Here is a 12,711-nt window from a genome sequence, read left to right on the forward strand (position 1 = left end):
GAGCAGTTGATGACGTTGTAGACGATGTCTCGGGCTTCCTTCCAGTTACGGATCCGCGTGTCATGATCGTCGATGATACGCTCCATCATCGCGAAATCGCCACCCGCTGAGAAGACTTTGCCCGCACCAGTCAGGATGACGGCTGAGACGCCGGGATCGCTGTCGATGTCCCGCCAGACCATGCCGAGTTCGCCGTGCATTTTATCATCGGCGGAATTCATCTTGCCGTTCGACATGGTAATTCGCAGGACCCGCGGCTGCGGCCAGTCGAACTAAAGCCGCACATACTTAGCATAGCGATTGTCTAGCCCGGCAGCCAACGTCTCGTTCATCTGGCTCTCTCCGTTTGCTTTGAATAACCACCGCTAACGCTCAGCGTCTCATCTGCGTGAGGTGGAGAGTCCACCGATTCCGGACTGTGCATGCTCGAAGCGCTACGGGGCCGCGGCTCTCTGCTCGAGCCGGGCGTCTAAAGGCCTTAGCCTGTCGGCTACTTCGAGGACGTACACCCCTGCACTTGTCTCCGATGCGTTCAACCCGTCACGGCTTGTTTGAAGCCGGCCATAGATCGCAGAGTACGCCCAGAAGCCGTCATGGCCGGCTCCCGCGGACGTGGCAAGGCCGGATATATCGACGACACGGACATTCGCGGTCCTGGCCCCTGAGATGACGTGGGGGTCGTCGATGTTCGCCGCTCCAGCCCGGAGTTGTCCCCCCGCGAGAAACCTGGAAAACGACAGAGCCTCGTCTTCTTTGGAAACAAGCACTGTGATGGGCGAGCGCAGGCTGCCGATGACGCGTAACTGCTGAAGGAACACCTCGGTGTCAATGTCCGGCGCCGCGAGCGTTACATCATCGAGCTTCTCGATAGTTCGAACGTCCGACGCGATGCGAATTTGCCGAACGGCTTCCATGGTTAGCCAAGACCCCATGCTATGCGCGACGAGCTTGACACCCTCACCCCACGCTCGGCCGCGAGCCGCGTGACAAGATGGGCGAGCGCGTCGCGCGAGAGGGTCGCCGCATCCTTGTCTGCGATATAGCCGGTAAGTTCTGCCTTTGACGGCCAGGAGAATAGGACCGCGGACGGCCCCGCACCCGAGTCAGCAACGAGTTGAGCCGTCCGAAACAGCGACTCTTGAAAACTATTGTTGTAACCATGAACGAAGATGCCGACGTCGTGGCCAAGTGAATCACCGCGAGCAGCAGCCTGCCCGATTTCGACCAGGAACCTCTCTTCATCGAGACGTTCTGCCGAAACGACTAAAAAATGCCTAGCTGGGTCAGGAGCGTATGTTGGCCACTCAATCTCGGTCGGCGTATGAGTGGGAGGGATGGAGATCACATAGCGGAAGTACGCAGGCGTTGCAGCGCCACCTTCTGCGGGAGGCACCAGCGCTTCAGGCTGCGCAGCACGAGTGCTCGCGACGAAGATTTTCACGAGTTTCGCAGCGCCGACGCTCGGAACGGGCTCGAGCACCCACGGTCCGGGCCGAGGCGCGCAGCCACCAAGGGTGATGGCGCAGATCACGATCAAAGCTGTCATGTTATAGCGAGCCGACCATCGTCGGCACCTCATCAATTCCGCTCCCCGCATATAGTCGTGATCCCGGCGGTTCGTCAGCGCGTCAGCTAAGCCAACAATAAAGTCTACCCCGCCACCGTCGCCGGTTAGCGCCGAACCGAAACCAGTAGCCCCAGCGCAAACACGGGGCGATCGGTAAATCAATTCGACTCTATTGTCGGAGTCCGACGTGCGCACATGAACAGCAACCAAGGCAAACACTCGTAGAGTTGAAGTAAGCTAACGAGGTTGCATTCTGGCCGATAGTCCGCCGTTTAGGAACGCTGCGTTCCGAATATGGCAACGTCACTTCAATCTACGGCGGCACGGCGCGCTTCGCGCGTGTAAATCATAAACGACGTATCGGGCGGCGTTCCTCTCGCTGCGACACAGTTTGACACTTCTCGCTGCTACGAGACGTCCACTCGAGCACCAGATTGCACGAGATAGGGCTTCAAGCGCCTCTCGTAAGCTTTACGTGAGCCGCTCGGGTGCTCGAACCACGGTACCAGAAGGGCAAGTTATGATTGATCTGAGTGGGAAGCGCGCATTGGTGACAGGTGCGTCGCGGGGCATTGGGGCGGCCATCGCGTTGGCGCTGGCCGAGAACGGCGCCGACGTCGCATTCACCTACCAGCACTCGACCGAGAAAGCGCAAAAGGTGGCCGATTCGATCAGAAGCAAGGGTCGTCGTGTGATCGCGATTGAAGCCGACAGCGCTCACCCGGGAGCCATCATGCGCTCTGTGAGAGAAGCCGTATCGGCGCTCGGCGGGCTCGACATCCTCGTCAACAGCGCAGCTATCGGACACAACGGTATGATTACCGATATCGACGTTACGGAATTCCAAACCCTGATGGATGTCAATGTACGAGCGCCGGTGCTGTTCGCGAAGGCAGCTATTCCTCATCTCGCCGAGGGAGGGCGCATCATATCGATCGGTTCGGGGCTGGGAGAGCGGGTCCCGTTCGCTGGCGTCACTGCTTATGCGATGTCGAAGGCGGCGCTTACTTCCTTCACCCGCGGCCTCTCGCGCGAACTCGGACCGAAAGGTATCACCGTGAATCTTGTACAACCCGGATCGACTAATACAGATGCAAATCCAGCGGACGGCCCTGGTGCCGAGTTTCAGCGCAACTTGTCGTCTTTGGGGCGCTTCGGTGAGCCGCACGAAGTCGCGAACGCCGTGGTATTTCTCGCCAGCCCCGCTGCGAGCATAATTACGGGCGCTGTCCTAACCGCGGACGGGGGTGCGATCGCGTGAAACTGGCGCTATCATTGGAAGATCAGCAAACGTCTTGGGAGGCGTTCCGTCGGATGATCGGTTGGCAAACGCCTATCTCGGAGTTCATCGATGCCTGCCTTCCCGTGTGCCGTGGTTTCCGAAGCACACGGTTAATTCTCCCGATCGCGGACCTAAGTCATACGAACCGCTTTACCGTGATCTCCTCCAGATCGAGTTCTTGCTCGATTGCATGGAGCACGCTGTCGTGGATTTGGTCGTCTCGATACATCCGCAGCAACTCTTTGCGACCGGCGTAAATTGCTGCCAAGACGGCCGTGAAGTGATCCGCGCGGTGCGACGTCAATATTTCGGGCTCCTCCGAGAATCGCGCCGACGCCCTTACCCGGTAGGAATATTGCTCCATCAAGCGAGGATGACGGTGGCTTCCGTCTGGTTCGAGTGACTCTTTTTCGACCGCCGCCAACTGAGCGGCAGCAATGCGAGCACGGGCATCGGCCTCAGAGAGTTTCGAATTGTCCAACGAGCCGATCCTCGCTCCTGAGAGCAGCCGTACGAGCGGAGCTAGGGTAGAGCCTTGCAGAAGAACCGTCGCGAGGATGACCGCGAACGTCACCGCCAGGATGAGGTCTCGACCGGGAAAGGCCTCGGGAAGCGAAAGGGCCGCAGCGAGACTGACCACTCCCCGAATCCCCGCCCAACTCATGATGAAGGGCACGGATAGCGGAGGATAGGGATCCCGCGCACGGAGCATGGGGATCAACGCGCGAGGAATGTAAGTCGTCGGGAAGATCCATGCGAACCTCGCGACGATCACTGCCGCGACGATCGCCATGGTTGAGGGCAGGAGTTCGAGCAAGGCTTCTGATCCGCCGAGCCTGATCAACATACCGCGGAGTGAAAGGCCTATCAGGACGAAAATCAGTGATTCCAGCAGGAAGACAACGACTCCCCAGACCGCCGCCGATCGCGTGCGAGTGACCGCTGACAGGAGATCATGCTGACGCCACCCCATAACCATGCCGCACGATACGGTGGACAGCACTCCGGAAACACCGATCTTCTCCGCCGCGATATACGAGATCCACGCGGTCAGGAATCCCCAGACGACGGAGAGGTCTGCATCGTCGATCCGTTTGAGAACGAAAATGGATACGTAGGAAAAAGCTACCACCAACGCCACTCCGCCGGCTGCGAGCCAGGAAAACTGAAGTACAGCATGGGTTAGGCTGAATACGCCTGTTAGCGTTGCGGCGACCGCGAGCCGAAAAAGAACCAGCCCGGACGCGTCGTTCACTAGGCTTTCTCCCTCCAACAGCACGATGACTCGCTGCGGCAACGGCAGTTTCTGAAGTATCGCCTTCGCCGCTACGGCGTCTGGCGGCGAGACTATCGCGCCTAGAGCGAAGCAGGCTCCCCAAGGAAGGGTCGGCTGCACCATGTGCGCCACCACTCCGACGACCAGCGTCGTAAAAACAACGGCTCCCACGGCAAGTTGCATTATGATTCTTATGTCCGCGCGGAAATCCCGCCAGGCGGTGAACCATGCGCTGGCCATCAACAACGGCGGCAGGAAAAGGACCATAACTAGATCGGGATCGAGTTCGATGTTTGGAGTTCCCGGGATCATGGCAAGACCGATCCCGCCGACGATAAGCGCCGCGGCACGAGGAAGCTGAAGCCGCTGCGCGAGCATTTCGAGAACAACGATCACAGCGATGAGCAAGAGCACGATCTCGAAGCGAGTGACGGAAGACATGTTTTCCTTGTCTGGACTTGCCCATCAACGGGCTTGATTGAGCTGTCATTGAGACTGGGACGGGCTCGGCCTGATCCAAGAGGAGCCGGCGAGAGCTTTTGCCTGTTGTGTCTCGTCTAGTGGGCAAAGGTGCCTCAGCCCGCCCAACGGCGGCTGCGACGCGAACATAGCGCGCTTCTAGGACTACCCCAGCCGGAAAAGGCGAAATCTGCGTTCCACTTTGCACGACACAGAGGATCAAGTCGTGCGACTACCGCGTTTGGTCCCAACGCGATATGCGGCAAGCAAGCGGGGCGTCATGGCGGGCGCTCTCGGAAGAGCCGAGTCGATTCGGGATCGCCTGATCTCATCGAGATTGGGAAAGGCGGACGATGACGATCTCGATGCCACAGTGCCCGAAGGTGAAGCGAACGATCTTTTCAGCTAGGAGACCGGCTGCTTCGATATGCGCCCGCAACCGAGAGCCGCTGATGGGAGCTGGTTCGCGGCGCGATGTCCGGCTCGTAACCGCTGGAGAGCTTCGCGTAGTGATCCGCGGAAAGCCTAGCGGTGAAAGCTACGCCGGAAGCGTGAGAACTCGGAAAGAAGCGTGGACCCTGTCGAAGTGGGTTTGGATGTTTGCCCTGAGCATGGTCTCCTCTAGCGCATGGGCAGATTCGATCTGCCCCTCGCCGCCGCCCTATGCGCTGCTGCGTCAGGATGAAGACTACAGCTATCTTCGTGATCCCGGGTGCAAACGCGATTTCTTAGACCCCATCAAATTCATTTCTCTGAGTCCTCAAAAGGACCAGTACCTAACGCTAGGTGGTGAGGTTCGGGAGTGGTACGAGGGATTCAGGAACGCCAATTGGGGGGTGGGACCACAAGATCGCGACGGTTACCTCCTTCAGCGCATTTCAACTTACTCGGATTGGCATCTAGGAGACGGAATCCGGTTCTTCGGGCAACTTTCCAGCGCGACAGTAGATGGACGCAACGGTGGGCCCCGCCCGGTGGATGAGGCTCAACTGTGGCTGGAACAGGCGTTTGCCCAGTTCGACGTACCCGCTTCCTCTAGCGCGGATGTTACGGTCCGCCTTGGGCGGCAGGAGTTTCGATTCGGCTCTGGTAGATTCGTAGACGTGCGCGATGGACCGAACGTCCGGCGGGCATTCGATGGAGTCTCGGCTGTCCTGGATATCGGCGGTTGGCACGCAACCGCGCTCGTCACCCGACCGGTACTGAACCGACCGTCCGTGTTCGACGATCCGTCGAACACGCGCACGACGTTTTGGGGAGTCTACGCGACTAAGGCGGTCTCTTCGATGGGTGGCGGTCTCGATCTGTACTATCTGGGCATCAACAATCGCCAAGCTACCTTTGATCGCGGCATGGGAGACGAGCAGCGTCATACATTCGGCGCGCGGGCTTACGGGTCGAAGGGAAATTGGGATTACGATTGGGAATTGACATATCAGGCCGGCAATTTTGCGGGTCTTCCGTTAAGCGCCTATTCTTTCGCCACAGAAACGGGCTACACTTTCAAGTCCATACCTTTCGCGCCCCGCGTGAGTCTGAAAGCGGCGGCGACGAGCGGTGACGGCGGCTCGGCAAGCGGTACATTCGGAACGTTTAGCGCTCTATTCCCCACTGGAATCTACTTCGGTCAAGCTGCAATCGGCTTGAACGGCGCTCCCAATCTGTTGGCGCTGGGCGCCACGTTCAGGGCCAATCTGTCGGACTCAGTTCAGCTGGGAATTGGCTACGACCTGTTCTGGAGAAATAGCCTACACGACGGCGTCTACGGGTTAGCCGGCAATTTGCTTCGGACGGGACAGGAGAGCCGCGAGCGCTACATCGGAGACCAGCTTTCGGCGTCGATCGTTTGGCGAGCCACCCGGCACGTAGACGTTTCGCTGGCCTATGCCTACTTTTTCGTTGGACCGTTTCTGACCGCGAGCGCGATACCCGGTCGGGACGTCCAATATGGCTCGGCCTACGTGAGATTCAAGTTCTGAAAGAAACTCAGGCCAATCGCTGTGCTGCTCCGATGCCGTGATGTCGTGGCCGGCACAACGACTTCGTAGTCCCGCTCCTCGACAGCCTTACGGAAGACGTTTCGCCACTGAAACCATCAAAGTTCACGGAGGTTAGTAGTGACAAAAAGTTGCCCTGTTCTTACGCCGGCTGAAAGAAAGGCCGTCGACGTAATGAAACGTGCGGACACCGCGTTGGCTGCTGCGGTCTCTCTGGCTTTGGAAGAGGCGGTCAAACAGGCCAGCGAAGACATGCGAGCAATCAATCAGGAAGACGCCACGCCGGTGCTGGAATATTTTGCAGGCGTCGTTCATCAGCGAATGTATTGCCTGATGTGTGGTGCAGATCCGGACACTTTTGAAGGAGGCGATCCGGATATTGCCTACCACGTCATCCGAAGCAGTCAGAACATCGCCAGGCATTATTGGTCTGCAGACATCGAGCCCTACCCACCCAAGTAGTAAAGGGCTGTCTTATGACAACCGGCGCAGGCTGTTCCAGGCGCGACTGGATCCGGATGAGCAAGACCAGTAGTGACGGGCGCGGGACAGGTTGAACTGCGACGCAACGCATCCTCCGCCACCTGAAGACCTTCGCTATCGCCTATCTGGCGGTCGTTCTTGATACGGACTGAAAGCGGGCTCGGTCCGGCTTCCGAGACTTTTACTTGAACGCACAGTCCCGCCATTGAGACCTCGGTTGGATGTCGGCGAGATTTCGACCGGCACACGCCCCATTCCGCCTTGGCGGCGTGCTCCGTCGCGGATCGACATTGGTTTCATCGGCTACCCACGCCTCATCGGAAGGTCGGCATCGGCCCGTCCGGCAGCGGAATGAACTCCACATTGTCGGCGTCGGGAAGCTTCATTCTTCCCGCCTTCCAATCCGAGGCCGCTTGCGCTAGGCGATCCTTCGAGGATGATACGAAATTCCAGTAGATATACCGTTCGCCGACGGGCTCTCCTCCCAAAACCATCACTGAAGACTGCTCCAGGGCGAGCATGCGGGAGGCGATGGAAGCCAGCACCAGCATCTTGCCTGCCTCGTAGCGCTTGCCATCCAGCTCCACCGCCCCTGTAGCGATGTACAGGGCGCGCTCTCTGTGCGCGCCCGGTATCTCGGCGGTCGCGCCGCTCGCCATATTGAGATGAGCGTAAAACAGCGGCGAATGCGTCGTGGCACTCGCCGTCAGACCATAGGCGCTGCCGGCGATGAGTTGGCCTACCACGCCTGCTTCGTTCCATTGGGGAAGGTCGCCTCCGGAATAGTTGGAGAAGGAAGGCGCGGTCTCTTCATGCTCGGTCGGTAGCGCGACCCAGGCCTGGACGCCGTGCAAATGATCACCTTGCAGTCTCGCCCGCTCGAGCCGCTCGCTGTGGGTAATGCCTCGACCTGCGGTCATCCAGTTAACCTCTTGCGGACGGATCGCTCGCTCGTAGCCGAGGCTGTCGCGGTGCATCACTTCGCCCGCAAACAAATAGGTGACGGTCGAGAGCCCGATGTGCGGATGTGGGCGGACGTCGAGGCTACGATCGACACCGGGCGCGAGATCGAGCGGTCCCATATGATCGAAGAAGACGAAGGGACCGACCATTCGACGCTTGGCGATCGGAAGTACGCGGCCGACTTCGAAGCCCCCGCCGAGATCGCGACGTCGCTGTTCTATGACCATTTCAATCATGTCATCTCTCCTGATCGGTTCGGGCTATCGACGATGTCGGAATATTCGGGATCGTGTGCGTAGTAGGCCGCTATGAAGGGGCAGCGCAGGACTACCTTGCGACCACTCACGCGGATCGCATCGAAGACGCCGCGTGCTAGCCGCGATCCAACTCCCCGCCCAGAGAATTGCTGTGGGACCTCGGTATGGGTGAGGACGAGCCGGCCACTTTCGATGCGATAGTATACCGCCGCGATTTCGCTGGCGTCATCGATCGGAAGTTCGAAACGATGTGCGGTTGGATTGTCCCTAACCGCACTCATGCTCCGGCCTGGCCCTCGATGAACGCCAGCAGATCGGCGTTGATGAGATCGGGATGTGTAGCGAACAGCCCGTGTGACAGGCCCGGATAGGTCTTCAGCGTGCCGTTCGGCAGCAGGTCGATCGCTTTGCGCGCGGACGCGTCGATCGGCACCACCTGATCATCCTCGCCATGCATCAGCAGGACTGGCAAGGAAACAGTCCGAAGGTCCTCGGTGAAGTCCGTTTCCGAAAACGCGGCGATGCAGTCGTAGTGGGCCTTGGCGCCGCCCATCATCCCCTGCCGCCACCAAGTGCGGATCAGCCCCTCGCTTACGTCGGCGCCCTCACGGTTGAAGCCGTAGAATGGTCCGGCAGGGACATCGAGGTAGAATTGCGCGCGGTTGCGAGCGAGGGCCTCGCGAAATCCGTCGAACACCTCCATCGGCAAGCCGCCAGGATATCGCGGTGTCGCCAGCATGATCGGCGGCACCGCACCGATCAGCACCGCCTTCGACACGCGGCCGGGTTCGCTGCGGGCGACATAGCGGATCACCTCCCCACCGCCGGTCGAGTGTCCAACGTGGACCGCGTCTTTCAAATCAAGTTCCCGGACCAACGCCGCGACATCGGCAGCGTATGTATCCATCTCATTCCCAGTATCGGTCTGGTCGGAGCGACCGTGCCCGCGTCGATCATGCGCAATGACGCGATAGCCCTTGCTTAGGAAGAACAGCATCTGAATGTCCCAATCGTCTGCGCTCAATGGCCAGCCGTGATGGAACATGATGGGCTTGGCTTCTCTCGGACCCCAGTCCTTGTAGAAGATCCGGGTACCATCCTGCGTTGCTAGTATCGTCATTTTATCCGTTTCCCTTTTGAGATGAAGATCAGCGCAGGCCAACAAGCGTCAGGCGGAGTGCATGCCCCCCGGCGTCGGGCTTTCGTGGGTGGCTCGGAGCATCTCCTCGGCGTCGGCGCCGACCACCGCGCGGCTCGGCGCGGGATGCTGCTCGGCGACTTCGATTACCTGTGCAGCGGTAGCGGCCGAGTCGAAGCTGGCCGCCTGGGTACTGCTCAGCCCCTTCGCGAAGGTGCCTAACGTCTTGCCGTAGAGTTTGCGTTGACCCGACGTCATCCCGTTTGCGATCCGTGCCAAGGCCGACGTCTTCGCTGAACCACCCGTCTTCATGTTGCCGGCGGTCACCACCACGACCTCAATACCGAAGGATTTCAGTTCGGCGCGATAGACAGCCGAAAATACCTCGATCGCCGCATGCGAAGCTGCCGACGGCCCGCTGAACGGTAACGGCAAGCTCGCCATCCATGTGTTGACCTGCACGATACGGCCGCGCGCCTTCCGTAAGGCCGGCAAGAATGCGTTGATCACCGAAAGGGCACCGAATACGTTGACTTCAAACTCGTGACGGATGGCGTCGAGCAGAAGGACCTCGATCGGACCTTGAGTGAGGACGTCGGCATTGTTGATCAGGAGGTTGAGCCCGGCAGCGCCAAGTGCTTCAGTCACACCGGACGCCCAGGCCTCCACGCCCATCGCCTTTGTGACGTCGCAGACGGTCAGGCTGACACGTCCGCCGGAAGCGTCCCTGAGATCTAGGGCCTCCGCCGCGGACATCGCTGTGCCGAAGACGATATAGCCCTTGGCGGCGAGCCCGAGCGCGATGTCGCGGCCAAGGCCGGCGCCGGCGCCCGTGACTACGACCGAACGGCCGAATCTTGGAAAAGTGGATACCATCAGGTGTTTCCTTCCAGAGACGAAGCACTCCTCACGGATTTGCGCGCGCCGCCCGGACAACCGGCGCGACTTCAGTACCTAGGAGTTCGATCGAGCGCTTCATCGCGGCGGTTTCGAGCGAAGCGGTGCTCATTTGAAACGTGATGCGCGAGACGCCGCCGAGCGCCTCGCTGGCTTGGAGCATCTTGGCTGCGACCGTCCCCGGATCACCAATCAGGAACGCGCCCTCGGGACCGGCCATGACGTCGAATTGCCGTCGGTTCGGCGGCGACCAACCGCGCTCGCGGCCGATCTTCGCGGTCAGGTGCGCCCATCCCGGGAAGAAGGCGTCTCTGGCGGCGGCGTTGGTCTCTCCGACGAAGCCCATGGCGTGCACGCCTACCGACAGCTGCTTAGGATCATGGCCAGCGCGTAGGCCGGTCTCGCGATAGAGATCGACGAGAGGACGGAAACGTTCGAAGCTACCGCCTATGATCGCGACCATCAACGGAAGGCCAAGCTCGCCGGCTCGCGCGAAGGATTGCGGCGTGCCGCCGACTCCGATCCAGAGCGGAAGTTGCGACTGATGCGGGCGTGGGAAGACGCTTTGGCCATGGAGCGCGGGCCGGAAGCGCCCCTTCCAGGTGATGTTGGTCGATTCGCGGAGCTTGAGAAATAGATCGAGTTTCTCGGCGAAGAGCTCGTCATACGCCATGGTGTCGAGGCCAAACAGCGGAAAGGCCTCACCGAACGAACCGCGACCGACGACTATCTCCGCCCGGCCGCCGGCGATCAAATCGAGTGTCGCGAACTCCTGGAACACGCGCACCGGGTCGGCCGCGCTCAAGACGGTTACGGCGCTCGTCAAGCGGACCTGGCTGGTGCGGGCTGCCGCCGCGGCCAAGATGATCGCGGGAGCGGAATCCAGGAACTCTGCACGATGGTGCTCGCCGACGCCGAATATATCGAGTCCGGCCCGGTCGGCGACCTCGACCTCCGCGATGAGGTCTGCCATGCGATCGGTGCTGGATGGAAGCTTGCCCGTCGCCGGATCGGGAAGCATGGCCGCGAAGCTGTCGATACCGATTTCCATGGGAAGCCTTTCGAGCAGTTAAGCTTGGCGAGATCCTCGTCGGGATCGAACATCGAAGCGCCCCCCGATCGTCGCGGTTGCCGGCACATCGTTCTGCAGAACGTCCCAATGCTCGACCAGTTTGCCGCCTTCGATCCGGATCAGTTTCGTTGCCCGATTCGAGCGAGATCACTGTAGGCCCCGCTGAAAGCGGTTCGGTTTCCAGTTTTCTGGAAAGAGGGGATGACGAGACTAACCCAGCGGACACCCTTCGCAATGCATCGTCCGGACGCCCGTCACCCCCCCTTCAATTCACTTCGCGGCGCTTGGTGCCGGAGTATTGAGCAATTGCTGTTCCCACATATAAGCGATACCGCTGCCGGCGAAGTGCTGGATGAGAATCTCGGTCAGCGCCTCGACATGCTCGGTGCGCGCCCAATCGCGCTGCCATTCGCCAGCGAGCGCCATCACGGTCATCACGTTCGCGCCGGCCGCGATCATTCGCTGGACCGCCACTTCGTGAGACTCCTTCGAGATCCCGCCCGACGCATCGGTGATCACGGTCACGTCCCAGCCTTCGCCGGCGGCCTGGATGACAGGCATTGCGACGCAGACCTCGGTCCACAGGCCCGCGATGATCAGCTGCTTGCGGCCGGTCGCCTTGACGACCTTCACCACATTCTCGTCCTGCCAGGTGTTCACCCAGGTGCGATCGATGACTTCCTGGCCTGGGAACACGTCGGTGATCTGCTTAAAGAGAAGTCCACCGCGCGCCGCGATCACGCTGGTGAGAATGGTTGGAACATTGAAGGCTTTTGCGAGCTTCGCCAGCGCGGTCGTGTTGTTGACTACAGCTTGCGGATCGTGGCTGTTCAAGTTCGTGAGCTGATAGGGCTGGTGATCGATCAGAACGAGTACCGAGTCCTCGGGACGAAGAAGCGACGCAAGGCCGTTGCGAAAGGTCATGAATATCCTCTGCTGCCGTTAGATGAGGCTGAGTTGTGGGAGACATCCGCCGACTGCGACGATGTCTGCGTAGACAGTGCCACTCCCATTTGCGATACGGTAGCGCTCGCCCTTGCCACACTGTGTCGCAAAAGCAGGAACGCTAAAATTGGACATTGAAGAACTGCGAACATTCGTGGAGATCGCTGACGCTGGCGGAGTAACACCTGCTGCGCGTCGGCTCGGGGTCTCCAAGTCGATCGTTAGTCGGCAGCTGGCTCGGCTTGAAGCAGAGCTCGGCGTCCAGCTGCTCGCACGAACTACTCGCGGCACCGTACTAACAGAGGCGGGTTCCACATTCCGAGATCACGCCGCCAGAGTCTGCGCCGAGATCGATGTTGCCAAGGAAACGATCCT

The 12,711-nt window shown here is 60.0% G+C and carries 12 protein-coding genes and 1 pseudogene; 4 read left to right on the forward strand and 9 right to left on the reverse strand.

Annotated elements, in window-relative coordinates:
- Together AC5ZGW_RS43245 and AC5ZGW_RS43250 are read right to left on the reverse strand one after the other, a co-directional pair.
- Positions 1-236: enoyl-CoA hydratase-related protein (locus AC5ZGW_RS43245; RefSeq protein ID WP_496114111.1), on the reverse strand; the 236-nt coding region annotated here is incomplete at its 3' end.
- 198 nt (positions 237-434) lie between these two features.
- Positions 435-1,597: pseudogene (locus tag AC5ZGW_RS43250) on the reverse strand (alpha/beta hydrolase).
- 490 nt (positions 1,598-2,087) lie between these two features.
- Between AC5ZGW_RS43250 and AC5ZGW_RS43255 the strand changes: the two are divergent.
- Positions 2,088-2,828, forward strand: a complete 741-nt coding sequence (locus AC5ZGW_RS43255) for an SDR family NAD(P)-dependent oxidoreductase (RefSeq protein ID WP_130228830.1) — start codon at positions 2,088-2,090, stop codon at positions 2,826-2,828.
- A gap of 157 nt (positions 2,829-2,985) precedes the next feature.
- On the opposite strand, the gene AC5ZGW_RS43260 is transcribed toward AC5ZGW_RS43255, so the two are convergent.
- Positions 2,986-4,566, reverse strand: a complete 1,581-nt coding sequence (locus AC5ZGW_RS43260) for a Na+/H+ antiporter (protein ID WP_130228829.1) — start codon at positions 4,564-4,566, stop codon at positions 2,986-2,988.
- A 614-nt stretch (positions 4,567-5,180) separates the two neighbouring features.
- Here AC5ZGW_RS43260 and AC5ZGW_RS43265 point away from each other — a divergent pair.
- Both AC5ZGW_RS43265 and AC5ZGW_RS43270 read left to right on the forward strand, forming a co-directional pair.
- Positions 5,181-6,563, forward strand: a complete 1,383-nt coding sequence (locus tag AC5ZGW_RS43265; protein ID WP_165435461.1) for an alginate export family protein — start codon at positions 5,181-5,183, stop codon at positions 6,561-6,563.
- A gap of 138 nt (positions 6,564-6,701) precedes the next feature.
- Entirely contained in the window at positions 6,702-7,043 is a 342-nt protein-coding gene (locus tag AC5ZGW_RS43270) for a hypothetical protein (RefSeq protein ID WP_130228827.1), read from the forward strand.
- A gap of 335 nt (positions 7,044-7,378) precedes the next feature.
- Here the strand turns inward: AC5ZGW_RS43270 and AC5ZGW_RS43275 are convergent, their stop codons facing one another.
- The 6 genes from AC5ZGW_RS43275 to AC5ZGW_RS43300 form a co-directional block, all read right to left on the reverse strand.
- On the reverse strand, positions 7,379-8,263 hold the full coding sequence (locus tag AC5ZGW_RS43275; protein WP_130228826.1) for a pirin family protein: 885 nt from the start codon (positions 8,261-8,263) through the stop codon (positions 7,379-7,381).
- Complete coding sequence (locus tag AC5ZGW_RS43280; RefSeq protein ID WP_130228825.1) at positions 8,260-8,565, reverse strand: GNAT family N-acetyltransferase; 306 nt, start codon at positions 8,563-8,565, stop codon at positions 8,260-8,262. Before AC5ZGW_RS43280 ends, AC5ZGW_RS43275 begins: the two co-directional genes overlap by 4 nt.
- Complete coding sequence (locus tag AC5ZGW_RS43285) at positions 8,562-9,404, reverse strand: alpha/beta fold hydrolase (protein WP_130228824.1); 843 nt, start codon at positions 9,402-9,404, stop codon at positions 8,562-8,564. Before AC5ZGW_RS43285 ends, AC5ZGW_RS43280 begins: the two co-directional genes overlap by 4 nt.
- A 48-nt stretch (positions 9,405-9,452) precedes the next feature.
- Positions 9,453-10,298: an SDR family NAD(P)-dependent oxidoreductase gene (locus AC5ZGW_RS43290; protein ID WP_245474972.1), complete on the reverse strand. Its 846-nt coding sequence runs from the start codon at positions 10,296-10,298 to the stop codon at positions 9,453-9,455.
- A gap of 31 nt (positions 10,299-10,329) precedes the next feature.
- Entirely contained in the window at positions 10,330-11,370 is a 1,041-nt protein-coding gene (locus tag AC5ZGW_RS43295; RefSeq protein WP_130228823.1) for an LLM class flavin-dependent oxidoreductase, read from the reverse strand.
- A 291-nt stretch (positions 11,371-11,661) separates the two neighbouring features.
- The gene (locus tag AC5ZGW_RS43300; protein WP_130228822.1) at positions 11,662-12,315 is read right to left on the reverse strand and encodes a hydrolase; all 654 of its coding nucleotides are present in this window, start codon (positions 12,313-12,315) and stop codon (positions 11,662-11,664) included.
- A 148-nt stretch (positions 12,316-12,463) separates the two neighbouring features.
- Here AC5ZGW_RS43300 and AC5ZGW_RS43305 point away from each other — a divergent pair.
- Positions 12,464-12,711: LysR family transcriptional regulator (locus tag AC5ZGW_RS43305; protein WP_496114112.1), on the forward strand; the 248-nt coding region annotated here is incomplete at its 3' end.

The organism is Bradyrhizobium sp. Crot121, assembly GCF_059512385.1.

Bases quoted from the DNA above. Each gene is read 5' to 3' on its own strand.
- AC5ZGW_RS43265 (WP_165435461.1), top strand. From the start codon at position 5,181: ATGTTTGCCCTGAGCATGGTCTCCTCTAGCGCATGGGCAGATTCGATC.
- AC5ZGW_RS43260 (WP_130228829.1), bottom strand. From the start codon at position 4,566: ATGTCTTCCGTCACTCGCTTCGAGATCGTGCTCTTGCTCATCGCTGTG.
- AC5ZGW_RS43290 (WP_245474972.1), bottom strand. From the start codon at position 10,298: ATGGTATCCACTTTTCCAAGATTCGGCCGTTCGGTCGTAGTCACGGGC.
- AC5ZGW_RS43280 (WP_130228825.1), bottom strand. From the start codon at position 8,565: ATGAGTGCGGTTAGGGACAATCCAACCGCACATCGTTTCGAACTTCCG.
- AC5ZGW_RS43255 (WP_130228830.1), top strand. From the start codon at position 2,088: ATGATTGATCTGAGTGGGAAGCGCGCATTGGTGACAGGTGCGTCGCGG.
- AC5ZGW_RS43300 (WP_130228822.1), bottom strand. From the start codon at position 12,315: ATGACCTTTCGCAACGGCCTTGCGTCGCTTCTTCGTCCCGAGGACTCG.
- AC5ZGW_RS43275 (WP_130228826.1), bottom strand. From the start codon at position 8,263: ATGATTGAAATGGTCATAGAACAGCGACGTCGCGATCTCGGCGGGGGC.
- AC5ZGW_RS43295 (WP_130228823.1), bottom strand. From the start codon at position 11,370: ATGGAAATCGGTATCGACAGCTTCGCGGCCATGCTTCCCGATCCGGCG.
- AC5ZGW_RS43285 (WP_130228824.1), bottom strand. From the start codon at position 9,404: ATGACGATACTAGCAACGCAGGATGGTACCCGGATCTTCTACAAGGAC.